This window comes from Bacillus bruguierae, assembly GCF_037104725.1.
GTDB classification, from domain to species: Bacteria; Bacillota; Bacilli; order Bacillales; family Bacillaceae_G; genus Bacillus_A; species Bacillus_A bruguierae.
The window spans coordinates 614,889-637,418 of the sequence record NZ_JBAWSX010000001.1 but is presented as its reverse complement, the minus strand read 5'-3'; the positions used below and the strand labels follow the sequence as shown (position 1 = coordinate 637,418).

27 protein-coding genes are annotated in these 22,530 nt (G+C 36.3%); 11 read left to right on the top strand and 16 right to left on the bottom strand.

Annotated elements, in window-relative coordinates; genetic code table 11:
* Positions 1-3: 3 nt before the first annotated feature.
* Complete coding sequence (locus tag WAZ07_RS03205; protein WP_336471278.1) at positions 4-675, top strand: DUF1129 family protein; 672 nt, start codon at positions 4-6, stop codon at positions 673-675.
* Between the two features lie 198 nt (positions 676-873).
* Complete coding sequence (locus WAZ07_RS03200) at positions 874-1,725, top strand: hypothetical protein (protein ID WP_336471277.1); 852 nt, start codon at positions 874-876, stop codon at positions 1,723-1,725.
* A 71-nt stretch (positions 1,726-1,796) separates the two neighbouring features.
* Here the strand turns inward: WAZ07_RS03200 and WAZ07_RS03195 are convergent, their stop codons facing one another.
* Positions 1,797-2,633 (bottom strand): lipoate--protein ligase family protein, encoded by an 837-nt coding sequence (locus tag WAZ07_RS03195; protein ID WP_336471276.1) that lies wholly within the window; start codon positions 2,631-2,633, stop codon positions 1,797-1,799.
* 167 nt (positions 2,634-2,800) lie between these two features.
* Here WAZ07_RS03195 and WAZ07_RS03190 point away from each other — a divergent pair, with 167 nt between their 5' ends.
* Positions 2,801-3,190, top strand: a complete 390-nt coding sequence (locus tag WAZ07_RS03190; RefSeq protein WP_090913865.1) for a rhodanese-like domain-containing protein — start codon at positions 2,801-2,803, stop codon at positions 3,188-3,190.
* 31 nt (positions 3,191-3,221) lie between these two features.
* Here WAZ07_RS03190 and WAZ07_RS03185 read toward each other — a convergent pair whose 3' ends face one another.
* Entirely contained in the window at positions 3,222-3,806 is a 585-nt protein-coding gene (locus WAZ07_RS03185) for a DNA polymerase III subunit delta (RefSeq protein WP_336471275.1), read from the bottom strand.
* A 236-nt stretch (positions 3,807-4,042) separates the two neighbouring features.
* On the opposite strand from WAZ07_RS03185, the gene WAZ07_RS03180 reads away from it, so the two are divergent.
* The 6 genes from WAZ07_RS03180 (at position 4,043) to WAZ07_RS03155 (ending at position 7,094) form a co-directional block, all read left to right on the top strand.
* Entirely contained in the window at positions 4,043-5,020 is a 978-nt protein-coding gene (locus tag WAZ07_RS03180; RefSeq protein WP_336471274.1) for a LacI family DNA-binding transcriptional regulator, read from the top strand.
* Between the two features lie 285 nt (positions 5,021-5,305).
* Positions 5,306-5,887 carry a TetR/AcrR family transcriptional regulator gene (locus tag WAZ07_RS03175; RefSeq protein WP_336471273.1) on the top strand — a complete coding sequence of 194 codons (582 nt, stop codon included), beginning with the start codon at positions 5,306-5,308 and terminating at the stop codon, positions 5,885-5,887.
* A gap of 69 nt (positions 5,888-5,956) precedes the next feature.
* Positions 5,957-6,289, top strand: a complete 333-nt coding sequence (locus tag WAZ07_RS03170) for a DMT family transporter (RefSeq protein WP_090913857.1) — start codon at positions 5,957-5,959, stop codon at positions 6,287-6,289.
* 1 nt (position 6,290) lies between these two features.
* The gene (locus WAZ07_RS03165; RefSeq protein ID WP_090913855.1) at positions 6,291-6,605 is read left to right on the top strand and encodes a DMT family transporter; all 315 of its coding nucleotides are present in this window, start codon (positions 6,291-6,293) and stop codon (positions 6,603-6,605) included.
* Positions 6,606-6,618: 13 nt separating this feature from the next.
* Positions 6,619-6,876, top strand: a complete 258-nt coding sequence (locus WAZ07_RS03160) for a DUF3975 family protein (RefSeq protein ID WP_090913853.1) — start codon at positions 6,619-6,621, stop codon at positions 6,874-6,876.
* 59 nt (positions 6,877-6,935) lie between these two features.
* A complete protein-coding gene (locus WAZ07_RS03155) occupies positions 6,936-7,094 on the top strand; it encodes a hypothetical protein (RefSeq protein WP_336471272.1) in 159 nt (52 codons plus the stop codon).
* A gap of 27 nt (positions 7,095-7,121) precedes the next feature.
* Here the strand turns inward: WAZ07_RS03155 and WAZ07_RS03150 are convergent, their stop codons facing one another.
* The 13 genes from WAZ07_RS03150 to gcvT all read right to left on the bottom strand — a co-directional run bounded on the left by WAZ07_RS03150 (position 7,122) and on the right by gcvT (position 19,457).
* Entirely contained in the window at positions 7,122-7,301 is a 180-nt protein-coding gene (locus tag WAZ07_RS03150) for a hypothetical protein (RefSeq protein WP_336471271.1), read from the bottom strand.
* Between the two features lie 158 nt (positions 7,302-7,459).
* Positions 7,460-8,233, bottom strand: coding sequence for an ABC transporter permease (locus WAZ07_RS03145; RefSeq protein ID WP_336471270.1), 774 nt, complete (start codon positions 8,231-8,233; stop codon positions 7,460-7,462).
* Entirely contained in the window at positions 8,233-9,135 is a 903-nt protein-coding gene (locus tag WAZ07_RS03140; RefSeq protein WP_336471269.1) for an ABC transporter ATP-binding protein, read from the bottom strand. The genes WAZ07_RS03145 and WAZ07_RS03140 overlap by 1 nt, the downstream gene beginning before the upstream one ends.
* A gap of 278 nt (positions 9,136-9,413) precedes the next feature.
* Positions 9,414-10,046 (bottom strand): ABC-2 transporter permease, encoded by a 633-nt coding sequence (locus WAZ07_RS03135; RefSeq protein ID WP_336471268.1) that lies wholly within the window; start codon positions 10,044-10,046, stop codon positions 9,414-9,416.
* A 15-nt stretch (positions 10,047-10,061) separates the two neighbouring features.
* A complete protein-coding gene (locus WAZ07_RS03130) occupies positions 10,062-10,733 on the bottom strand; it encodes an ABC-2 transporter permease (protein WP_336471267.1) in 672 nt (223 codons plus the stop codon).
* Positions 10,714-11,586: an ABC transporter ATP-binding protein gene (locus WAZ07_RS03125; RefSeq protein ID WP_336471266.1), complete on the bottom strand. Its 873-nt coding sequence runs from the start codon at positions 11,584-11,586 to the stop codon at positions 10,714-10,716. The genes WAZ07_RS03130 and WAZ07_RS03125 overlap by 20 nt, the downstream gene beginning before the upstream one ends.
* Before the next feature lie 5 nt (positions 11,587-11,591).
* A complete protein-coding gene (locus WAZ07_RS03120) occupies positions 11,592-11,966 on the bottom strand; it encodes a GntR family transcriptional regulator (protein WP_336471265.1) in 375 nt (124 codons plus the stop codon).
* Between the two features lie 402 nt (positions 11,967-12,368).
* Positions 12,369-13,937 (bottom strand): hypothetical protein, encoded by a 1,569-nt coding sequence (locus tag WAZ07_RS03115; protein WP_336471264.1) that lies wholly within the window; start codon positions 13,935-13,937, stop codon positions 12,369-12,371.
* A gap of 283 nt (positions 13,938-14,220) precedes the next feature.
* Entirely contained in the window at positions 14,221-14,412 is a 192-nt protein-coding gene (locus tag WAZ07_RS03110) for a hypothetical protein (RefSeq protein ID WP_090913838.1), read from the bottom strand.
* Between the two features lie 162 nt (positions 14,413-14,574).
* Entirely contained in the window at positions 14,575-14,799 is a 225-nt protein-coding gene (locus WAZ07_RS03105) for a DUF3929 family protein (RefSeq protein WP_090913836.1), read from the bottom strand.
* A gap of 721 nt (positions 14,800-15,520) precedes the next feature.
* Entirely contained in the window at positions 15,521-16,996 is a 1,476-nt protein-coding gene (gene gcvPB / locus WAZ07_RS03100) for an aminomethyl-transferring glycine dehydrogenase subunit 2 (RefSeq protein ID WP_336471263.1), read from the bottom strand.
* Positions 16,993-18,336 carry an aminomethyl-transferring glycine dehydrogenase subunit 1 gene (gcvPA, locus tag WAZ07_RS03095; RefSeq protein WP_090913832.1) on the bottom strand — a complete coding sequence of 448 codons (1,344 nt, stop codon included), beginning with the start codon at positions 18,334-18,336 and terminating at the stop codon, positions 16,993-16,995. Before gcvPA ends, gcvPB begins: the two co-directional genes overlap by 4 nt.
* 20 nt (positions 18,337-18,356) lie before the next feature.
* Entirely contained in the window at positions 18,357-19,457 is a 1,101-nt protein-coding gene (gene gcvT, locus WAZ07_RS03090) for a glycine cleavage system aminomethyltransferase GcvT (protein ID WP_336471262.1), read from the bottom strand.
* A gap of 260 nt (positions 19,458-19,717) precedes the next feature.
* Between gcvT and WAZ07_RS03085 the strand changes: the two genes are divergently transcribed.
* Both WAZ07_RS03085 and WAZ07_RS03080 read left to right on the top strand, forming a co-directional pair.
* Positions 19,718-21,400, top strand: coding sequence for a DEAD/DEAH box helicase (locus WAZ07_RS03085; protein ID WP_336471261.1), 1,683 nt, complete (start codon positions 19,718-19,720; stop codon positions 21,398-21,400).
* A complete protein-coding gene (locus WAZ07_RS03080) occupies positions 21,387-22,181 on the top strand; it encodes a YqhG family protein (protein WP_336471260.1) in 795 nt (264 codons plus the stop codon). The genes WAZ07_RS03085 and WAZ07_RS03080 overlap by 14 nt, the downstream gene beginning before the upstream one ends.
* Before the next feature lie 137 nt (positions 22,182-22,318).
* Here WAZ07_RS03080 and WAZ07_RS03075 read toward each other — a convergent pair whose 3' ends face one another.
* Complete coding sequence (locus tag WAZ07_RS03075; RefSeq protein ID WP_090913824.1) at positions 22,319-22,465, bottom strand: hypothetical protein; 147 nt, start codon at positions 22,463-22,465, stop codon at positions 22,319-22,321.
* Between the last annotated feature and the right edge of the window lie 65 nt (positions 22,466-22,530).

Here is a 22,530-nt window from a genome sequence, read left to right as displayed (position 1 = left end):
CAAATGAAAGCAAAAGACATGGTTGAATTGAATAATAAAAAACGGGAGCTATTAACAGAAGAAAATGAAGCTGCCTATGGGGATATGCTTGTTTACCTTCGATTAGCTGACGTTCCAGAGCAGCAAGTAGAAGAACTATTATTAGAAATTTTAGATCATCTTCTTGAGGCCCAAAAAGAAGGAAAAAATGCTTACGATGTTTTTGGGAATGATCTACAAAATTATTGTGACGAATTAGTTAGCGCATTACCTCGCCAAACAATGTTAGAAAAGTTTTCACTTGCCGGTTTCATGGTTAGTTTACTACTCGCCATCCAGTTTGGCATAGATACTATAGGTGCATTGGGGTTTTCTTTTGCTAAAAAACAAAACCATCTTTCTGGTGTACCGTTTAGTATTCCGGGAACTTTGTTATCAATTATTATGATTACTGGCGGCATTTTTGTTATTTTATATTTGTTAAAACGTGATTCATTTAACCAAACAATGAATTGGAAGCAAAGAATTACATTTGGTTTAGCTTTTTCGATTCCATTTTGTTCATCTGTATTTTTTAATATTTATTTTAAAAAGCAAAGCTATCTGTCCTATAACTTACCGATTTGGCAAGGTGCCCTATTAACCCTTTTCTTTTACGTTTCATATAAATTTCTATATAAAACTTCAAAATTTTAACAGCTCTTTTGGGGCTGTTTTTTCTTCTGTCTAATTTTACAAATTAAAAAATTTCATAAACAAAAAAGAAAAATGCAAAATAATTAAAGTAAATTGTTGACGTGATGCTTTTATTATCGGTATCATATTTCTTCGTGAGCAATTATTTTTCGTTATATGGATTTTTATTGTTACTACATTTTTGAGAGGGGAAATTTGATGTCACTGAAAAAGAAAACGCAAGTACGCACCGGCAAGATGGTACGTGAACTAATGTTAGCCGACGAAGATGTAAATGCTTCGCTAATTATGGTGTATAGTGAAAACGGTGTAAACGCAGAAATTAAAATCGAGGGCTTAACACCAAAATGTAACGAAGAATTATTTTTGAGCGGAAAAGTAGATTGGAACAAAAGCGTTATTTATAAAATTGTCGATTTTACTGGCAATGCTGAAGTTGGAAAAGTGACATTAAGCGCCATGAACAAAAACAATGTTTCACTGCAAATTGAACGCGTTATGTGGAGCAAAGAAACGAAAGAAGAAGTGGCAGAATTAACAGACAACACACTATCCGTTGTCGAAGCACCAACTCCAAAGAAAGAAGCAATAGTTGAAACTTCAAAAGAAGTGACACCTGTCACAAAACCAGTTGTAAATGTTGCACCTACACAGGCATCAATTTCAAAGCCGGTGCATCCAGATCCTGTAGTGAAAACTACACCAAAACCTGTACAAAAAGAAGTAGTTGCACCAACTACAGCACAAAAAGTAGTAACGGTGTCAACTCCAGTAGAGCCAACACCTCCGGTTAAACAACAACCTGCGACAAATCAACCAAATTCTGAATTACAAGAAAAATACGTTCGTCTTGTAAAACAGGCTGTAGATGTATGTCAAGATTACGAACTTGGTATGGATGTAGACGATTCTATTGAGAACTTAAAAAATGAGTTACAAAAACAAGGAATATCGGTAGCATTCGATGCAGAAATTATGGATGTTGTAAACCGTTTACGTTCATTAAAGCAAAAAGGCATTAAAGTGGAAAAAGTATTAAACTTATTATAATAATTTAGCGCAGCTTTCCCTGCTGGAGAGCTCTCATTCATATAAAAATAAGGAGATGGGTATCCATCTCCTTATTTTTTGTAATTCCATTCATCACTTTCATATTTTTCTTTTGCTAACGTTTCCACTTCATGAAGTTGTTCTTCTGTTAACTCGTACGGAACAAGTTCCACATTTAACCCTTTTTCAAATCCAATATGGAATGCATCGATAAGTTGCTGAATTGTAAAAGTACGATCTGTTAATTCATTAATTGCAATTGCTTTTGAAGAGAACATTTTTTTCATGCGTTCTTTCACACGTTCATTTGGAAACAGGAACAAATCATACAGCATATCTAAGTCGATTTCTAACGGAATGGAACCATGCTGTAAAATAACCCCTTTTTGCCTAGTTTGTGCACTTCCAGCAATTTTGCGCCCTTCTACAACAATTTCATACCATGACGGAGCATCAAAACAAACTGCTGAACGCGGATTTTTCAAATTTTCGCGCTCCTCAGCTGTTTTTGGTACTGCGAAATATGCTTCTAAACCTAACTCTTTAAATCCATCTAACAAACCTTGTGAAATTACGCGATATGCTTCTGTCACTGTTTTTGGCATATTTGGATGCTCTTCAGACACAATGACACTATACGTTAATTCATTATGATGAAGAACGCCTCGTCCACCTGTTTGACGACGCACAAAACCAAAACCATTTCTATGTACTGCATCCATATCAATTTCTTTTGAAACACGCTGAAAATAACCGACTGTTAACGTCGGAACTTCCCATTCATAAAAACGAATTGTTGGCGGCAGTTTCTTTTCGCTTTGCCAATTTAATAAACATTCGTCCAACGCCATATTAAACGCCGGAGAACATTTACCGGAATTTATATAACACCATTTTTCCTTTTCCATCCCACACCTCATATAACTAATTTTTCTCACATTCTCTAGTCTATCAAATTCGACAAAATTTGTGAAAGAATACGAAATTTCTTCTAATACAAAATGAACTTGTTGCATAAATACATATGGGCATTATAATATGGAAAGTAGGATAAGAAAAAGGGAGCGATATAATCGTGTCAACAAATGTTATTATTTTACTAGCCATAGCTGCAGGAATCATCGGCTATTCTGTATGGATGTATTTCTATCAGAAAAAATTAATTAAAACACTTTCAGAAGAAGAATTTCGCGCTGGTTACCGTAAAGCACAGCTTATCGATATTCGTGAAGCGGACGAATATAATGCTGGTCACATTTTAGGAGCGCGTAATATTCCAATTTCACAAATACGTCTTCGTTACAAAGAACTACGTACTGATCAACCAATTTATATGTATTGCCAAAACGGTTTCCGAACAGGCCGTGCAGCACAATTCTTAAAAAAACACGGCTATAAAGAATTTTATCAATTACAAGGCGGCTTTAAAACTTGGTCTGGTAAAGTGAAAAAGAAAAACTCATAATAAAATAGCTAGCTTGTCCTACACAAGCTAGCTATTGCATTTTATTAGCAATATATACCAAATTTCGTTTGACATCTTCACTATTTTGATCACGAACATTTCGATAAAGCAACTGATACTCCACACTCTTTTCTTTCCATGTGAGAGTCGCCATATCTTCTCCGTCCATTTTTTCGTCACTATTTTTAAAATAGGCTGTTATACCATTTGCAAGCTTTACTTTCTCCTGAAAACGATTTTGTTCTACGATAAAAGGAAAATTGTACGAAAAGTTTGCAACTGTTAATTCAATATAATCACGCATGCCTTTTTCTTGACGTTCATATTTAATATCAAGAACAATCCGCTTATCTCCCATTTTCCGAACTACTGCTTTTGGATTATCTGTTGATGCATATGGTAAAAATGATGGTGTGTAAAAAGAAAAAGGTAGAACATTTTTTACAGCCTGTACCGGTATTGGATCAGACATCATATCTTCACTTGCCTCTAAATCTGCTGCAAACTTTTTTTCTTCGACCATTGTTTGCTGAAAAGAACATGCACTTAACACCATACTAGAAAATACGAAACATATCATCCGTTTTTTCAACGTGTATCCGCCCTTTCTCAACATTCTCTTTTCAGGCTTTCGTATGTTATGTTCATATTCTCTATTTCTTACTGTTCCACCTTTGAAAACTTTCCTCGTTTATCTCACACAATTTGACAAAAACGCTTTCCCTATTCTCACGCCGAATAAAATCGTTACGCGAATAGCAAAAGCGTCATTAACAAGATAGAATATGAAACGCTTTTCATGTCAAGAGTTTCACAAGATTTTCTTGTATAATAAAAATAGAGGTGAAACATATGGTAAATATAAAACAAATCGCGAAAACGGCTGGGGTCTCTGTTACGACTGTTTCACGCGTCTTAAATGACCATCCATATGTCAGTGAGGAAAAACGAAAACGCGTCCTAGAAACTGTTGAAGAATTGAATTACGCAAAAAATGTAAATGCCGTTCATCTTCTTAAAGGAAAAACACATACAATTGGTGTCATGCTTCCTTTTATTAATCTACCGTACTTTAGTACAATTATTGAAGGTATTGGAACGAAAGCACTTGAAGCCGGATACCGCATTACTCTTTGTCAAACAAACTATGATAGCATGGAAGAAATGCGTGTCCTCGAAATGATGAAAATGAAACAATTTGATGGCATAATTATTTGCTCCCGGGCGAGCTCATGGGAGACCATTGAACATTACGCGAAATTTGCGCCTATCATTTCGTGTGAAAAACTGCTGCATCCTCTTATATCTTCTGTCTATGTGAATCATTATGACGGCTTTCGGATTGGAACAGAATATTTATTACAAAACGGACACGAACACATTGGATTTTGTTTAGCACGTAAAAAAAGCGTGAGTACAAAGCAGCGTGAGCAAGCATTCTTTGATACGCTTCATGCAGCAGATAAACACTCGCAACCAGACTGGCAGTTTTATCAATGCTACAATATTCAAGACGGTGTGAATGTCATTCAAAGCATACTAGCGATGAAAAATCGCCCTACCGCTCTTTTTGCTGCAAGCGATCAAGTTGCTTCTGGATTATTAACCGAAGCAAAAAAACAAGGCTTGCGAGTACCAGAAGATTTGGCGATTTTAGGATTTGATAACCATCCTATTTCTGAAGCATTAGAGATCACAACGATTGAACATCCAGGCTTAGCAATGGGGAATCATGCTTTTTCACTCTTTTATGAACAAATACAACAAGAACAAATTACAGGAACTTCTGAAGAGTTACCGTTTCGTCTCATTGAACGTGGAACAGTATAAAAGCTCCTATTACTGGAGCTTTTTTATATAAATCCAAATTAAAAACCGACATAAAACCATTCTTTTTCAGTGGTCGAGAGCATCTAGCCATGCATAGAAGCGGTCAGGGCCTTTTTCTGCCACTTGCGAAGTTCAAACAAAAGAAGAAAGCAAGTGCAGGCCCCTTTTGTTTCTGCATAGTTGCAATCTATAAATTAAAATGGATTCATATAGTTCATATAACTGCCCTTCTTGACTATATCCTTTTTTTATCCTATATTTTAACTAACGAACGGTAGGTAGGGGATGAGAATGACAGCAAACCGTATTAAATCTGTAGCACTTTCACACTTTGCACGCTATGGCTATGAAGGAACTTCATTAGCCAACATTGCCGGGGAGGTTGGAATTAAAAAACCATCCATATATGCACACTTTAAAGGAAAAGAAGAGCTATATTTTATTTGCTTAGAAGAATCTTTACAAAAGGATCTTGTATTCTTTAAACAGTATGTGAAGAAGTCAGAAGAAACTCCATTTGGAGACTTTTTATTTCATCTTCTTAAAGATTATGGGCATCGCTTTCAAGAAAGTATTGAAACAATGTTTTGGCTGCGCACTTCGTTTTTTCCACCAGATGCCTTTCGTGAGCAAATTGTCGAAAAAGCAAATGCATACATTGAAAGCATCGGACAGCTTTTAGTACCTATATTTGAACAAGCACAAGAAAAGAAAGAACTTTGTAGTATTGAAGTAACAGAAGCTGTTGCAGCTTATTTATGTTTAATGGATGGATTAATGGTTGAATTTTTATTTGCTGGAATACAACCATTTGAAAATCGATTACACGCATCTTGGAAAGTATTTTGGCGCGGATTGTCAAGCTGACGGATTGCAACACGCAATACGTCATTTTCTTGCTCCGTCCCTAACGACTGGTAGGAAGGAGAATGAATGATGGAATGGATTTATGTTATTATTGCAGGACTCATTGAAATTGTTTGGGTAATTGGTTTAAAGCATGCCACAACACCACTAGAATGGCTTGGCGTTGCACTTGCAATCGCTATTAGCTTTTTCCTTTTATTTAAAGCTTATGCGAAGCTCCCTGTCGGAACTGTGTATGCTGTTTTCACAGGAATTGGAGCCGGAGGTATTGTACTAACAGAAATCTTTATTTTCGGCGAACCATTTTCGATTGTAAAAATCTTATTTATCGCTTTAATTTTCATTGGTGTCATTGGTTTAAAACGAGTAACAGGTGAACAAAAAGAGAAGGAGGCTGCATAAAATGGCATGGGTATATTTAATTATTGCTGGTATATGTGAAGTTACCGGTGTTATCTTTATGAAAATAGCAAATGAAAAAAAAGGCTGGACACCAAAACTTATGTTAATTGCAAACTTCGGTGTGAGTTTCTTCTTCTTATCCCTCGCAATGGATACACTGCCAATGGGAACTGCTTACGCAATCTGGACAGGAATCGGAACCGCAGGAAGCGCACTTCTTGGTATTCTCATTTTCCGCGAATCTGCTGATTGGCGCCGCCTTGCTTTCTTAAGCTGCATCTTATGCGGTGCAGTTGGTTTAAAATTAATGAGTTAATGAGGTGAATGCGGTGTGGAAAAAAAGAGTAGCACAAATTATGATGGGAATCCTAATTGCCATTGTATTCTTATTACAAACTATATTCCATATTGCAGAATGGTTATTTTATAAAGTATTTGCAATCCTCACGTTTCTCCCAAACATGGCTCTTGAGGTCACTTCCGTTATTTGGTCCATTATCGCTTCTATTGGGATTATTATCATTTGGAGTATCGCGAAACTCTGGAATAAGCTCGTTTCAAAAGACAGTTCTTCAAACAAGAAGTAACTGTCTTTTTTTCATATCATTTCCTTCTTTGGACATACTACAAAAAAGGAGCTGATCATATGCAAACTTCTGTACATAAGCAGATTTTACTATTATTTTTCCTCTTTATTGTGTTTGCTGTGTTTTTTAGTTTCGTCTTACATACATACAACGTACCTGTTTACTCACCGAGTGTCGTGTCGGTTTATAAAATTGTTATGCATAGTTTGTTGCATTAAGGAAGGTGTCTCGCGATGAGACACCTTCTATAACGTACGGTTTTCTTTTTTCCTAATTATATTTCCTGTCGTCACGAAAACAGTGCCAAATAGAAGACAAGTAGGAACCGATATATGAGTAGGAATGAAATGAAACGTAACTCCAAGCCCTGCACCAATAATTAGCAGAAGTCCAACTATTACGAAGAAGCTCCCCATGGTTTTCATAATTACATCCCCCTATTTATATATCTTTCTGTTCATATAATTTCACACAAACTAAAATTGATAACAAAACGTTTGACTAGAAAAACACAAAGCTATAGTTGGCGCTTTCAGGTGAACTATAGAAAATAATACCAAGTTAGCGAGTAATTTATTTTCTTTTACAAAACATCGCGCCTTTGAAACAATGCACTTGAAATAACGAGTAAAACAACAAAATGAGCTAAAACAAATAACAATGATGTTAAAAATGTAAACTCTGAAAACATCGGTTTTGCTCCTTGATTGAGAAATTCATTACTATCATACACATTTAAATTCAGATGAAACATTACAACATATTTTGCTACCCCTTGAGCAAATTGGGATACTATCATTTCGAACGTTCCTTCTAGAAAAAAGAAGAAGAGTGTAATAACTAGTGGTAAAATTGATTTTCTAAAAATATTAGCTAATACCAATGTAACTGTTGGATAAAATAATATTGGTAACATATTATATCCAAAACTTTTTAATAAAATCACAAAAGTTACCTCTCCAATGCCTCCGCCAAAGGCAATAAAACCAATTAACATTGCTGTAAGTAAAGAAGTAATACATACAAAGAAAATAGCTAAAAGAACTGTAATGTACTTTGAAAATAGTATTGTCATGCGCTTTCTTGGGCGAATTAATAATTGTTTAATTGTACCCTTTTGAAATTCTTCTGTAATTGTGCGAGATGCTAACGTAATTCCAAAAACCGTCGCAAATTTCGCAATCAATCCAATATTTTGCTCTGCAAACATAATAAACCCTTCCATTTTCATTTCAGGCAGAGTCCATTTTATAATAGCTACCCCTGCGATTTCTAATATCGCTAGGACTCCTAACAAAATATACATACTCTTTTTCGCATGTAACTTTAAAAATTCATTTTGGATTAATTTCATCATTATGCTGTCACTCCCCCTGTGATTGCTAAAAATTCATCTTCTAATGATTTATTTTGAACTGTTACACTGTACACGTGAATATCGGCATACACTAATTTTTTCACAAGCTTCGGAATTTCCTCCTTCATGACAGATGCAATAATTTTGTTTTCTTGTATGTTTCCTTTTATCAGTTCATTCGCTCTCTCTACTTGATCTACTTCAAACACTACCATAATCTTGTCGTCACTTTTTGCCTTTTCACGTAAGCCATACTCTTGCATGAATTGTCCATTTTGAATAATGACTACACGATCACACATCAACTCAATCTCACTTAATAAGTGACTGGATACAATGACTGCAATGTTTTCTTCTTTTGCTAAACGTTGTAAGTAATCGCGAATTTGACGAATTCCTGCTGGATCTAAACCATTTGTCGGTTCATCTAAAATTAAAATTTTAGGATTATGTAATAATGCTTGTGCAATCCCTAAACGTTGTTTCATACCAAGAGAATATGTTTTTACCTTTTTATGAATCGCATGTTCTAATTCCACCAGCTTTACAATTTCAGCAATTCGTTCTTTACGAATTGGCGTAACAGCCATATTAGCAAAATGCTTTAAATTTTGCATTCCCGTCATATATTCATATAATTCCGGGTTCTCTACAATCGCTCCAATGTACTCTAGCGCTTTTTCATGCTCAGTACGTATACTGTGACCACAAATTGTAATATCGCCCTCTGTTACTGAAATCAGTCCTGTCATCATCCGGATTGTCGTCGTCTTTCCGCTCCCGTTTGGTCCCAAAAAGCCGTATACTTCTCCTTCCTGTACTTCAAATGAAAGCCCACGAATAATTTCAGCACTACCTATTTTTTTATGAACATTTTCTAATTTCACTACTACATTCCCCAATAATTCTTCCTCCCTTAGACCTCTAATTTTTTATCAACAAAGTCAAATGTTATTAATACTAATAAAAAGATTAGCAATCATTCGTTAAACTAAACACATTCAGTCCGTAATCTGTCAAAAGGTATTTCAAAATAACCTTGTTTATTCATTAACTCTAAATATTTATTAAAGATTATAGAGTTATCCATCTTATCCTATAATTTATATTGAAAAACTATGCATTATACAGAAAGTGAAGAAAACCAATACCTTTCCTTATTCATCTTCAGCTTAGTCTCTTAAAATTCTCTACCTTGAAAAATCGAAATAGAAAAAAACATAGAAACAAAATACGCGATACATACTCCAATACTTAACATACTTACGATAAATACAAGGTTTGAAGAGTGAAAAAACATTAGCATAAGCCTTTCCTCCGCAAGAACATTGCACATTAACCCCAACAAGCCGATTAGCGGGAACATGAAAACTAGGCTAAAAATAGTAATTATTTGTTTACTACCCCCATATTTCAATGGAAGAAGCATAATTCCATAAAGAGCAGAAAGACAAACGGCTATAAAGATGGCATACCACGGAATATTTATAGCTTTACCTAACAAAATTTTAGGTAATATAACAATGATTAATGTAGCAATTAACCCGCATCCAATAAAGAGAATTGTCGATATATATTTCGCAATGACAATATCCTTTCTAACAAATGGAAAACTAATTAATAGTTTATCTGTTTCAGTTTGCTCTTCCATCTGTAATGATGTTACTATCATTAAACTACAAGTACCGAAACAAAAGATTGCGATTTGATACGGTTCAATAAACTGTTTCAAAGCACAATAAATTGGCAATATAAGATAAAGAAAAAAAACTTTTCGTTGTAAGAAAAAATCCTTCCATACTAACTGTTGCATGATCTCTTCTCCCCTTTATATATCTCTTTTTTCATATAATTTAATTGCAATAAACATAGAAACAATATATATAACTGCCAACCCAGCTATCCCTATTATACTTACCCCTACATGAGACAGATTCATGATCCAATCACCGAATGAATCTTCCACACGATTCTCTCCCTCATCTATAACAAATAACGGTATAAGCGTCGTAGGTATAATTAATCCTATTGCAAATAAACCGCGGATAATTTTTGAATCAGTTCCATAATAAACAGGCAAGAATAATGCAATGTATATAAATGAAACGATAATACCTCCTAGCACTGTATACCACTTGAGCTCGATATAAAAATATGGATGATATACACGAATATCCTCAATTAAAGTCATCCCTCTTATTATCCAAGTGGCTGCTGTTGTTAATACAATCGCTATAATTGTCGATATAATAAAAGTCATATATTTCGCTATAATAATTTCCTTCCGTTCTATCGGTAAACTAGCAATGATTTTTTCACTGTCATTCTTTTCATCCGATCCTACAGACAACAGAATAGATACTATTACTGATAGTAAACAGCTCACAGAAAAAATGTGTGAATTAGATGGATTCGTTATAAATAAGAGAGCCGGAAACCCTAAACAAAATATCCATATAGCGCGTAGAAAATACAAGTCTTTAAACACAAGCTGACGCATTTCTCTTTCTCCCCTTCGCCGTATACACGATAATATCATCGATCGTCGGCTTTTCCAGTACAACCTCTTGACCGAACCAATCTACAACTGCCTGTTTATCACGCGCCAATCCTTCAAATCCATATTTATTTTTTCTTAAACCGATAAACAGTTCTTTCCCTTGTTTGTCTAACAAATCGTTGCTTCCTTTTACGATTGTGTAATTCTCTAGCAGCTCGTCTTTCTCTCCAGTAAAGACGATTTCACCTTCATTGATAAATGTAATATAATCAGCAATGCCTTCTAAATCCGTTGTAATGTGTGTAGAAAATAATACGGATATTTCTTCTTCCATCACAATCTCTTGCAATATATCAAGCAGTTCACTTCGGACAACTGGATCTAACCCTGCTGTTGGTTCATCCATAATGATTAGCTCAGCATGATGTGACAGCGCCATAGCGATGGCATATTTCATTTTCATTCCTTTTGATAACTGTTTAATCTTTTTATTTTTCGGAACTTGTAATCGCTCCATGTATGATTGGTATTGTGCTTCGTCCCACTTTTTATAAAAAGGCGCAATAATGCGCTTCATTTGTTCACATGTTAAATCTTCATAGTAATGATTTTCATCATATACAAAACCGATATTTTGTTTTACTTCTTTTTCATGTTTTTGATTGTCTTTACCGAAAATATAAATTTCACCACTATTTCGTTTTACTAAATTCATTATCATTTTGATTGTCGTACTTTTTCCTGATCCGTTTGCTCCAATAAACCCCATAATATATCCGCGTGGCAGTTTAAAATTTACATTTTGGATAGAAAAACCTTGATAGTCTTTGCAAACATTTTTTAATTCTAGCATGTGTCTTATTCCCCCTTATATAGAAAGGCAATGATGTGCTGTAACTCTTCCAGAGACAGTTGTAGTAGTTTACTTTCATTTACCACTTCTTCAGCCTTACTTTCTAACAGTCGCAACCTTTGTTCTCGTATGAGCTCATTATTTTGCACAGAAACATACGTCCCTTTTCCAGCAACTGTTTCTATATACCCTTCTTTTTCAAGCTCTTCATACGCTCGTTTCGTCGTAATTACACTAATTTGTAATTCCTTCGCCAAACTACGGATAGACGGTAATTGCTCTCCACCTTTTAAATCACCATTTAAAATAAGCTGTCGAAGCTGCTTACTAATCTGTTCATAAATCGGATCTGGTGAAGAGTTTGAAATAATAATATTCATATTTCCCTCCAAGGTGTATATACTGTATATATGTTATATATACAGTATATACACACTTCTCCATTTTTGGCAACAAAAAAAGACCAACAATTTCCTGTTGGTCTTTCCAGGCTGTGAAGAAAGCCTGAAGGACAGTTCTTCAGACAAGAAGTAACTGCCTTTTTTATATCATTTTCTCCCATGTATGTATAAAAAACGAGCTAATATTCATTCAGCTCGTTTTTGTTTCTATCATCTATCAATACCTGTATAGAAAAAGACCTTGACCGCTTCTATGCATGGCCAAATACTCTTATCTGCCTAAAAAGGACGCGGGTTTTTATGTCGATTTTTTTAGTTTGTATTTATATAGATTCTTTTATGGAATCATTCACTACATATTCAGCAGTAATAAAATAATAGTTACAGGCAGTCAACAATGTGAGTAGTGACAGTAAGGGATCCCCCTCCCACAGTAGGAAATGTAGCAGTAACATCTACTGTCCCAGGTCCGTCAATGGCTGTAAAAGTAGTGCTAAAGTTACCCAAAGCATCAGTAGTCGTCGTAGCAGGAGATACCGATGCAAGAAGAGGGTTATCAACTGAAAATTCTACAGGAATTCCCGCAACTGCGAAGCCTAAACCTCCACCAACGAACAATTGACCAGAAACAGTTGTCGTATTAGGTCCTGTTCCGGAAGAGCATACATCTTCAGCAATGCTAAGACTAGCGCCACCGAAAATGCTACAGTCGACAATGTTAGGACCGACAGTGAGAGAACTTCCAAAAGTAGGAAACGAAGCGGTAACACCTACTGTTCCAGTTCCATCAATGGCTGTCAAAGTAGTAGTAAAGTTACCCGAAGCATCAGTAGTAGTATTAACAGGAGATACGGAACCACGAAGAGGATCATCAACTGAAAATTCTACAGGAATCCCCGCGACTGCAACGCCTCCATCAACGAACAATTGACCAGAAACAGTTGTCGTATTGGGTCCTGTTCCACTAGAGCATATATTTACTTCATCAACGCCAAGAGTAGCGCCACCGAAAACACTGCAATCAGCAATGGTAGCAGAGAGAGTAATAGAGAATCCTCCTATAGTAGGCAATGTAGTAGTAACACCTACTGTCCCAGGTCCGTCAATGGCTGTAAGAGTAGCGGTAAAGTTACCCGAAGCATCAGTAGTAGTATTAGTAGGAGATATTGAAGCAAGGAGAGGATTATCAACTGAAAATTCTACAGGAATTCCCGCAACTGCGACGCCTCCGTCCACTAACACTTGACCAGAAACAGTTGTCGTATTAGGTCCTGTTCCACTAGAGCATATATTGGAAGCAATGTTAAGGCTAAGTTCAGATAAAACGTTACAGTTATCAATAATAGTAGTAGTGATTGGATCACTATTTCCTCCTAAAGCAGTAGCGGTAATCATTACTGTACCAGGTCCATCGATAGCTGTGAAAGTAGCAGTAAAGTTGCCAAATGCATCCGTAACAGCAGGATTAGGAGCTACAGTACCAAGAGCAGGGTTATCTACTGTAAAGGAAACCGGCGTACCTGCTGGAGGGGGACTTCCCCCCACCAATACTTGACCAGTAAGAGTCGAAGTATTGGGACCTGTTCCAGAAGTACATATCGTGGTTGGATCAGCATTCAGAGTAATTATTGGAGCAGTAGTTGCTAATAGATCAAGAACATTTTCAAATTTAAACTCTAGTAACATCTCCTTTTTAATGACGTCACGAAGGGTTCTTTGTACACTTGAGTCGACAGCAAGAAGATTAGATATCGTAACTACTGGAGGTGAAAGTGTAGTTCTTCCCGGCGGTAATGTTCCTAAAACAAATTGAAGCTTCTCTGCCTCAGCATTGATAATATGAGCCAAAGCTAATTCTTCTAGGGCAATAGAGCTTAAAAGCAATGGGATCGTTTGTGCAGTCGTAACAGAAATGGTAGGGGTAATATTAGGTATGTTTGGAAAAGACAATATATATTCATCCTTTCTAGCTAGGAAACCATCGAATCACTTTATTCTGTGCATAGATAGGTCTCCTACTTTTTGAATTTAAACGTTCATAATTTGAAAAGGAATATTATGAACAATGAGTGTACTAGGTATTCTCTCTATTCTATGTAACAAGCATCTAGATGGCTGAGCATTTGTCTTGCCGCAAAGGTATATTTTTTAGTGAACGAGCCCTTTTTATCCCCTCGCTATTTGGGACAATAAAAAAAGACCAACATTTTTCTGTTGGTCTTTCATATATGTATCACTTCTCAAAGCGATTTAACATCTCATCTCTCATACCAAAGCTCACAACTGCAATTCCGACATACATAAAAATAAGAAATGCTGGATGTACTGTGTTGTACCAATGGCTATCAATAATTAAATATACAGTTAATGCTGTAACAAGTAAAAATGCAACAATAAACATATAGAAATGTCTTTGACTACCCATAACGAACTCCTCTCTAATTACTCATTTATCCCGCTATTCGTGGGAGTATTACTGCCCGTAAAAGCCCGATTGGTTCAACTAATAATCAGTGGGGGATGAAGAAACCCCCCCACTGATTAAAGTTTCACTTTATTGTAACGAATTATCCTTTATGACTCAAGGCTAACTTTCCTGTAAATGATCTAACTCCACTTTCACAATATCATGACAAGCGATTGGAATCAGTGTTCCTTTACTATCAATTGCAGTTACACTCGTGTTATCTAATACGTGATGTTTCACTCTCTCTAACATTTTTTCTGTATCTTGGTAATAAAATTCTTTAATATCCTTAATCATATCACCATTTTCTAAATGATACACCATCCTACAGCGCTTATAGCCCATCTTTTCCATCCCCTTGTTCATTTCTTCACATATGTATGAAAAATTGACTTTTTTGCTTCTCATTCACTTTAATTTTAATAAAATTCTAACAAAAATACACACTTTTATCAAAGAGACTTTTTCAACAAAAATGTTGAGAAAGTCTGATAAATCTCCAATCTTACATAAAACATGCGATTTTATAACATCTTTTTTAAGTAATAACCTTTTTGGTCATAATATATAAATTTATTTTGATTTTTCAACATATAAGTCGCTGCTACGAAGAAAAAAGAAGCATGCCCTTTGCTTTCTCTCTTTGTTTTCACTTCGCATGTGGCAAAAAAGGCCCTGACCGCTTCTATGCATGGCCAGATGCTCTCGTCCACCTAAAAAGAATGGTTTTATTGTTGGTTTTTCAATTTGTATTGTAACTACTCAGCTATACCTTTTAGAAATTTAGAAAAGGGTATGATTCTAGTGAAGATGTGTCTCTCTATTACTTATAAATTCATTTTTGGGCATATAGACTGCTGTAATGCAAACAGGGCAGGGACCTGCACTTATTGTCTACTTTTGTTTTCAAACCTTGCACGTGGCAGGAAAAGGCCCTGACCGCTCCTATGCATCGCTAGTCCCTCTCGCCCATTTAAAAAAATGCTTTTCTGTCGGTTTTTCAATTTGTATTTATATATAAAAAGAACTCGCATATAGCGAGTTCTCTACAAACTATTATTGATTATTAAACTTGTACCATAGATGGTTTTTGATAGCGTAAAATCGGCTTACGTGCTGCCATTGTTTCATCAAGACGCTTAATTACTGTTGTATGCGGCGCTTCTTGAACCACTTCTGGGTTTTCTTCTGCCTCTTTTGCGATTTGAATCATCGTATCGATGAATCCATCTAATGTTTCTTTTGATTCTGTTTCTGTTGGCTCAATCATAATACATTCTTCCACATTTAACGGGAAGTAAATTGTTGGTGGATGGTAGCCAAAGTCAAGCAGACGTTTTGCAATATCAAGCGTACGTACACCAAGTTTCTTTTGACGACGACCTGATAAAACAAATTCATGCTTACAATGTCTATCAAATGGAAGATCGTAAAATGGAGCTAATCTTCTCATCATATAGTTCGCGTTTAATACTGCATATTCTGTTACTGCACGAAGTCCATCTGGACCCATAGAACGAATATACGTATACGCACGAACGTTAATACCAAAGTTACCATAGAATGGTTTCACGCGTCCAATTGCTTGTGGACGATCGTAATTAAAGTGGTAGCCGCTTTCTGTTTTCTCTAAAACTGGCTTTGGTAAAAACGGAACTAAATCTGCTTTTACACCTACTGGACCAGAACCTGGTCCCCCGCCGCCATGCGGACCTGTAAATGTTTTATGAAGATTTAAATGTACAACGTCAAATCCCATATCTCCTGGGCGTGCTTGACTTAATACTGCATTTAAGTTTGCACCGTCATAGTACAATTTACCACCTGCATCATGGACGATTTGTGCCATTTCTAAAATGTTCTCTTCAAATAATCCAAGTGTATTTGGGTTTGTTAACATAAGCGCTGCTGTTTCTTCGTCCACAACACGTTTTAAATCTTCTAAGTCAACAAGACCATTTTCATTTGATTTTACTGTAATCGTCTCAAATCCTGCTACTGTTGCAGAAGCTGGGTTTGTTCCGTGAGCAGAGTCAGGAACAATTACTTTCGTACGTTTATAATCGCCATTCGCTTCGTGATATGCACGAATTAACATTAATCCTGTCCATTCACCGTGTGCTCCAGCTGCTGGTTGAAGTGTAACAGTATCCATACCTGTAATTTCTTTTAAATGTTCTTGTAAGTCATACATTAATTCCATTGCACCTTGCACTGTCTTTTCATCTTGAAGCGGATGAATATGTGCAAAGCCAGGGAAACGCGCTACATTTTCGTTAATTTTCGGATTGTACTTCATCGTACAAGATCCTAATGGATAAAATCCAGAATCAACGCCGTGGTTACGGTTTGAAAGCGCTGTGTAATGGCGCATAATATCAAGTTCTGATACTTCTGGAAGCTCTGCGTCTTCCGTACGAATATACTCGCTCTCAAACACATCTTCTAATTTTACTTCTTCTACATCTAATTGGGGTAAGCTATATCCTACGCGTCCTTCTCTACTCATTTCAAAAATAAGTGCTTGATCTTGCTTCTTCATTGGATAGCCCCCATTTCGTTCACAAGTGTGTCGATTTCTTCTTTTGTACGTAACTCTGTTACAGCTAGAAGCATACGATTTGTAAGTTCTTTATAATCACGGCCAAGATCGTAACCACCGATGATATTTTTTGCTAATAATGCATCGTTTACTTCTTGTACTGGACGTTTGCAATCTACAACAAATTCATTGAAGAACGGTCCAGCAAATGTTACCGTAAAGCCTTTTGCTTCAAGTTGACGTTTTGCATATTGTGCTTTAGAAACGTTTTGACGTGCCATTTCCTTCACACCTTGTTTTCCAAGTGCTGTCATTGCAACAGAAGCTGCTAATGCATTTAATGCTTGGTTTGAACAAATATTAGATGTCGCTTTATCACGACGAATATGTTGCTCACGCGCTTGCAGCGTTAATACGAAACCACGTTGTCCTTCAGAATCCACTGTTTGTCCAACAAGGCGTCCTGGGATTTTACGCATAAATGCTTTTGTTGTAGCAAAATAACCGCAGTGTGGGCCGCCAAACTGTGTTGGAATACCAAATGGTTGTGCATCACCGATTACAATATCAGCACCAAACTTACCAGGTGGTGTTAACGCTCCTAACGCTAATGGATTAGAAGAAACGATGAATAATGATTTTTGCTGATGAACGATTTTCTCAATATCAGCCAGTTTCTCCACTTGTCCAAAGAAGTTTGGATATTGAACGATTACACAAGCTACTGTATCATCTACTTCGCTTTGTAATACGTCTAGATCTGTTACACCATCTTTATAATCAATTTCAACAACCTCAAGGTGTTGACCTTTTGCATACGTTTCAAGAACTGCTCTTGATTCTGGATGAACTGCTTTAGAAACAAGAATTTTCTTTTTACGAGTATGACCTGCAGCTAGCATTGCCGCTTCTGCTAACGCTGTACCTCCGTCATACATAGAAGAGTTCGCAACATCCATACCTGTTAGTTCACAAATCATTGTTTGGAATTCAAAGATTGCTTGTAATTCCCCTTGTGAAATTTCTGGTTGGTACGGTGTATAAGCTGTATAAAATTCTGAACGAGAAAGAACATGATCTACAATTACTGGCGCATAATGATCATATACACCTGCTCCTAGGAAGGAAGCATAGTCTCTTAAGTTTGCATTTTTACGAGCAAGCTCAGACAGCTCTTTTAAAAGTTCTGGTTCTGATTTTGCTTGTTTAATATTTAAATTTCCTTGAAAACGAACGCTTTCTGGAATATCAGAAAATAATTCATCAATTGTTTGAACGCCAATCGTTTGTAACATTTCTTTTTTGTCTTCTTCTGTCATTGGAAGATAACGATGCAACATGAAATCTACCCCTCTCCCCGTTACTTTGAACGTTTGTAAAATGGTGTTGGAACAACAACTGCTTTGACGCGTTTATTACGAATTTCAATTTCCACTTCTGTATCAACTGCTGCATATTTCACATCAATTAACGCTAAACCGATACTTTTCTTTAACGTTGGAGATTGTGTCCCACTTGTAACTTCCCCGATTTTTTCTTCGCCTACATATACTGGATAATGAGTGCGCGGGATACCACGTTCAATTACTTCGATGCCGACTAATTTACGAGGTGCACCGTTTTCTTTTTGTTCCTTTAACGTTTCTTTTCCAAAGAAATCCATTTCTTTATTTGTTTTTACTGCAAAGCCAATGCCAGCTTCAATTGGTGTAATATCTTTTGATAACTCTTGACCATAAAGAGGAAGTGTTGCTTCAAAACGAAGTGTATCACGCGCTCCTAAACCACATGGTTTTAAGCCGTCTTCTTCCCCTACTTCAAGAAGTTTCTCCCAAAGCTTTGCAGCCTCTTCGCTCTTACAGTAAATTTCAAATCCATCTTCACCTGTATAACCAGTACGAGATACAAGCGCTTCTACACCAGCCACAAGAACATGGTCTTTAAATTTAAAAAACTTAATTTCTTTCAAATCTTCTGATACAACTTTTTGTAAAATGCCCTCTGCTTTTGGTCCTTGAATTGCAAGTTGTGCAATTTCACTAGAAACGTTGACTACTTGCACATCACCGCTTACATGAGAAGCTAACCACTGGTAATCTTTCTCAATATTAGATGCATTGATTACTAATAAATAGTCTTCTTCTCCGCGTTTGTAGATTAATAAGTCATCTACCGTACCACCATCTTCGTAACACATTGCCGTATATTGTGCTCCGCCTACTTTTAAGATAGAAACATCGTTTGTAACTACACGTTGTAAAAATGCTAAACTATCTGCACCTTTTACTTCTACTTCTCCCATGTGAGAAACATCAAAAAGACCTGCTGCTGTACGAACAGCTTCATGTTCTTCTTTAATACTTGAAAATTGAACTGGCAATTCCCAACCACCAAAATCAATTGTTTTCCCACCATACTTCGCGTATACATCAAATAGCGGTGTACGTTGTAACGTAATCATGTTCTCTCCCCTTTGCGCTTTCTATGACAAATTAATAAAAGTTGGCTTCCCATTTCTAAACATTTTCAATTCTGAAAAGACGGGATATACGGAATCTCATTCTATTTTTTTATGAAAGCGTAAATAAAAAAGTGCTTTCTTGGATAAAATACGAAAGATTCCACACATTTCACACCATTATCCTAACATTTTTCGAGCCGTTTCATCAATATTCTAGCTAAAAAAATAATTTAGAATTTATAGAAGGTGAGATATTATCCATGAATGTCGAAATTTCAATAGAACGTTCTTGGCAAGAAAACTTCTTAAAACGAATAGAAGAAGATGGCCCGTGGACAAACTGGGAACTATTTCATCTTGCCTATCAAACTGAACAGTCCCTTCTCATCCCAACATTTGACGGGCTACAGGCACCTAAACATTTACCTAATTTCACGCCACTTCCACATCAGTTAGAGGTAGCGCAAACCGTCATTGAACAAATGAATGGAAAAGCAATCTTAGCAGATGAAGTTGGCCTTGGAAAGACAATTGAAGCTGGGCTTATTTTAAAAGAATATATGGTGCGCGGACTTGTGAAAAAAGTGCTCATCCTTGTACCTGCATCTCTTGTTTCACAATGGGCATATGAACTAAACACAAAATTTTTCATTCCAGCCGTTGCCCAGCGAAAAAGTTACTCATGGGAGCAAGCTGACGTTATTGTATCGTCTATCGATACAGCAAAGCGCTCTCCGCACCGTGATATTGTTTTAAATTTAGAATATGATCTCATTATTATCGATGAAGCACATAAACTAAAAAACAACAAAACGAAAAACTATGAATTTGCGCAACTATTAAAGAAAAAGTTTTGCTTATTACTTACCGCAACACCTGTTCAAAATCGCATTGATGAAATCTTTAATCTTGTTTCGTTATTAAAACCTGGACATCTCGGCAACCAATCCAACTTTGAAGAATATTATGCTTCCAAAAATCGCACCGATGAAACAGATGGACATTTAAAAGAACTCATTAATAAAGTAATGGTACGAAATCGCCGGCATGACACCGGCATTGAATGGCCAAAACGGCACGTTCATACGCTCTTTGTCGACTTCAATGAACAAGAGAAAGCTTTATACGATGCGATTGAGGGATGGAAAAGACAAGATGTATTTACTTCTGCATTTTCCGCTTTAACGTTAAAGCGCGAAGCCTGCAGCAGCCGCGAAGCTGTTTATTTCTCACTCAAAAAACATGTAGAAAAACGGCAAAAGGAAAATGCGCAGTACACAGTAGATCCATACATAGATGTGTTAATGGAGAAAATTAATGGTATTTCCTCTAATTCAAAAGCAAATAAAGCATTAGAAATCATTAAAGAAATTAATGATAAAGTTGTAATTTTCACAGAATACCGTGCTTCTCAAATGTATTTACAATGGTTTTTAAAGCAGCACGGCATCTCGTCTGTACCGTTTCGAGGCGGATTTAAACGTGGTAAAAAAGATTGGATGAAAGAATTGTTTCAAAACCATGCCCAAGTATTAATTGCAACAGAAGCAGGCGGTGAAGGAATTAACCTACAATTTTGTAATTACATGATCAACTACGACCTTCCTTGGAATCCGATGCGTCTTGAACAAAGAATTGGACGGATTCATCGCCTTGGACAAAAACATGATGTTCATATTTATAATTTGGCAACGAAACATACAGTAGAAGAACACATTTTAAAACTGCTGTATGAGAAAATTGACCTATTTGAGCGTGTCATTGGTGATTTAGATGAAATTTTAACAAGAATTAATATGAAAAATATCGATGCACACATTCACGATATTTTTACCCATTCCAAAAGTGAAGGGGAAATCCGAATCAAAATGGAAAATTTAACGTCCATTATTGAATTTGCCAAACGAAATGAAGCTGAGGTGCACGGCTATGCAGCAACATGAAATCCATCATTATTTACATTGTTTTTTTGAGGCAAACGGCTGTGAAATTTTGCAGCGTTTTCCTCATTTATTAGACGTTCAATTAACAATTGAAATGGACAAACTACTGATGAACCGTCCATTCTACTGGCATTATCTTGAAAAAACAGGTGGCATACCAAATCCGATGCGTCTTACATTCATTACCGATGCAAAACATGAGGAGCAAACAGGCGAACTCATTCACTACGGTTCTCCGCGCTTACATCAAATTTTTCAAGCAACAAAGGAATTAGGTGCTTACATTCGTTTATTTGAAGATGTATATTCTAATGGACAAACAAGCACTCCGCTTCATCCTTGGCTTGGCGTCAATATAAAAGTCTCCTATCAATGTGATCGAAAAAAAGATATGCTATATTCCATTGGGATTCACCTTATTTCTGGTGCGATGATTACAAATTTTCATGAGGCATTAACAGCGCTTCGTCTTACACCAAAAATTCCTGATTTTTGTTTTACATTAACGCCGATTATTAAACCGCAAAGCGGGCTATCTAGAATTGAAGAGGCAATGAAACGTATCATTGAATCAGATGATCACGCATGGGCTGAAGAAGCAAAAGTTCGTTGGAATCACGATTTACAACTACTAAACCGTTTTTATGAGGAAAGTGATGAATTACCAGAAAGCTATGAAATAGAAAAACGAGCCTTGCAAGAACAATACGAGCCGCGCATTACTATGCAAATTATAAACGGTGGACTCTTTTATGTGACAGCGAATCATTTTCTAACATAAAAAAACTCCTTCTACAAGGAGCTTTTTTTATGTTAGAAAATATGGGGAAGTATTCTCCCGCTATTTTTGAGCAGTAAAAGCCCGATTGAACGGACTTTCCATAAGCGGAGAATGCCCCCACTTATAAAAGTTTCGCTTTATATTTTCCCATTATATTTTCGGCCATCATTATGTTCTTGTTGGTGAATCTTTGTCATTCTCTTTTGATACTCTCTCTGTTTTGCACTTACATGATTTGCATCCGTTTCTCTATTTTTCTTTGAACCGCCTACTCCGTTACTCATTTTGTTCACCCCACTTGTCTATACTTCAACATTAGTTTTCGCAATCAACATTGCACTTATACAAA

Coding starts and splice junctions, on each gene's coding strand:
- WAZ07_RS03205 (WP_336471278.1), top strand. CDS start 4: ATGAAAGCAAAAGACATGGTTGAATTGAATAATAAAAAACGGGAGCTA.
- WAZ07_RS03200 (WP_336471277.1), top strand. CDS start 874: ATGTCACTGAAAAAGAAAACGCAAGTACGCACCGGCAAGATGGTACGT.
- WAZ07_RS03195 (WP_336471276.1), bottom strand. CDS start 2,633: ATGGAAAAGGAAAAATGGTGTTATATAAATTCCGGTAAATGTTCTCCG.
- WAZ07_RS03185 (WP_336471275.1), bottom strand. CDS start 3,806: ATGTTGAGAAAGGGCGGATACACGTTGAAAAAACGGATGATATGTTTC.
- WAZ07_RS03180 (WP_336471274.1), top strand. CDS start 4,043: ATGGTAAATATAAAACAAATCGCGAAAACGGCTGGGGTCTCTGTTACG.
- WAZ07_RS03175 (WP_336471273.1), top strand. CDS start 5,306: ATGAGAATGACAGCAAACCGTATTAAATCTGTAGCACTTTCACACTTT.
- WAZ07_RS03170 (WP_090913857.1), top strand. CDS start 5,957: ATGGAATGGATTTATGTTATTATTGCAGGACTCATTGAAATTGTTTGG.
- WAZ07_RS03165 (WP_090913855.1), top strand. CDS start 6,291: ATGGCATGGGTATATTTAATTATTGCTGGTATATGTGAAGTTACCGGT.
- WAZ07_RS03155 (WP_336471272.1), top strand. CDS start 6,936: ATGCAAACTTCTGTACATAAGCAGATTTTACTATTATTTTTCCTCTTT.
- WAZ07_RS03150 (WP_336471271.1), bottom strand. CDS start 7,301: ATGAAAACCATGGGGAGCTTCTTCGTAATAGTTGGACTTCTGCTAATT.
- WAZ07_RS03145 (WP_336471270.1), bottom strand. CDS start 8,233: ATGATGAAATTAATCCAAAATGAATTTTTAAAGTTACATGCGAAAAAG.
- WAZ07_RS03135 (WP_336471268.1), bottom strand. CDS start 10,046: ATGCAACAGTTAGTATGGAAGGATTTTTTCTTACAACGAAAAGTTTTT.
- WAZ07_RS03130 (WP_336471267.1), bottom strand. CDS start 10,733: ATGCGTCAGCTTGTGTTTAAAGACTTGTATTTTCTACGCGCTATATGG.
- WAZ07_RS03125 (WP_336471266.1), bottom strand. CDS start 11,586: ATGCTAGAATTAAAAAATGTTTGCAAAGACTATCAAGGTTTTTCTATC.
- WAZ07_RS03120 (WP_336471265.1), bottom strand. CDS start 11,966: ATGAATATTATTATTTCAAACTCTTCACCAGATCCGATTTATGAACAG.
- WAZ07_RS03110 (WP_090913838.1), bottom strand. CDS start 14,412: ATGGGTAGTCAAAGACATTTCTATATGTTTATTGTTGCATTTTTACTT.
- WAZ07_RS03105 (WP_090913836.1), bottom strand. CDS start 14,799: ATGGGCTATAAGCGCTGTAGGATGGTGTATCATTTAGAAAATGGTGAT.
- gcvPB (WP_336471263.1), bottom strand. CDS start 16,996: ATGAAGAAGCAAGATCAAGCACTTATTTTTGAAATGAGTAGAGAAGGA.
- gcvPA (WP_090913832.1), bottom strand. CDS start 18,336: ATGTTGCATCGTTATCTTCCAATGACAGAAGAAGACAAAAAAGAAATG.
- gcvT (WP_336471262.1), bottom strand. CDS start 19,457: ATGATTACGTTACAACGTACACCGCTATTTGATGTATACGCGAAGTAT.
- WAZ07_RS03085 (WP_336471261.1), top strand. CDS start 19,718: ATGAATGTCGAAATTTCAATAGAACGTTCTTGGCAAGAAAACTTCTTA.
- WAZ07_RS03080 (WP_336471260.1), top strand. CDS start 21,387: ATGCAGCAACATGAAATCCATCATTATTTACATTGTTTTTTTGAGGCA.
- WAZ07_RS03075 (WP_090913824.1), bottom strand. CDS start 22,465: ATGAGTAACGGAGTAGGCGGTTCAAAGAAAAATAGAGAAACGGATGCA.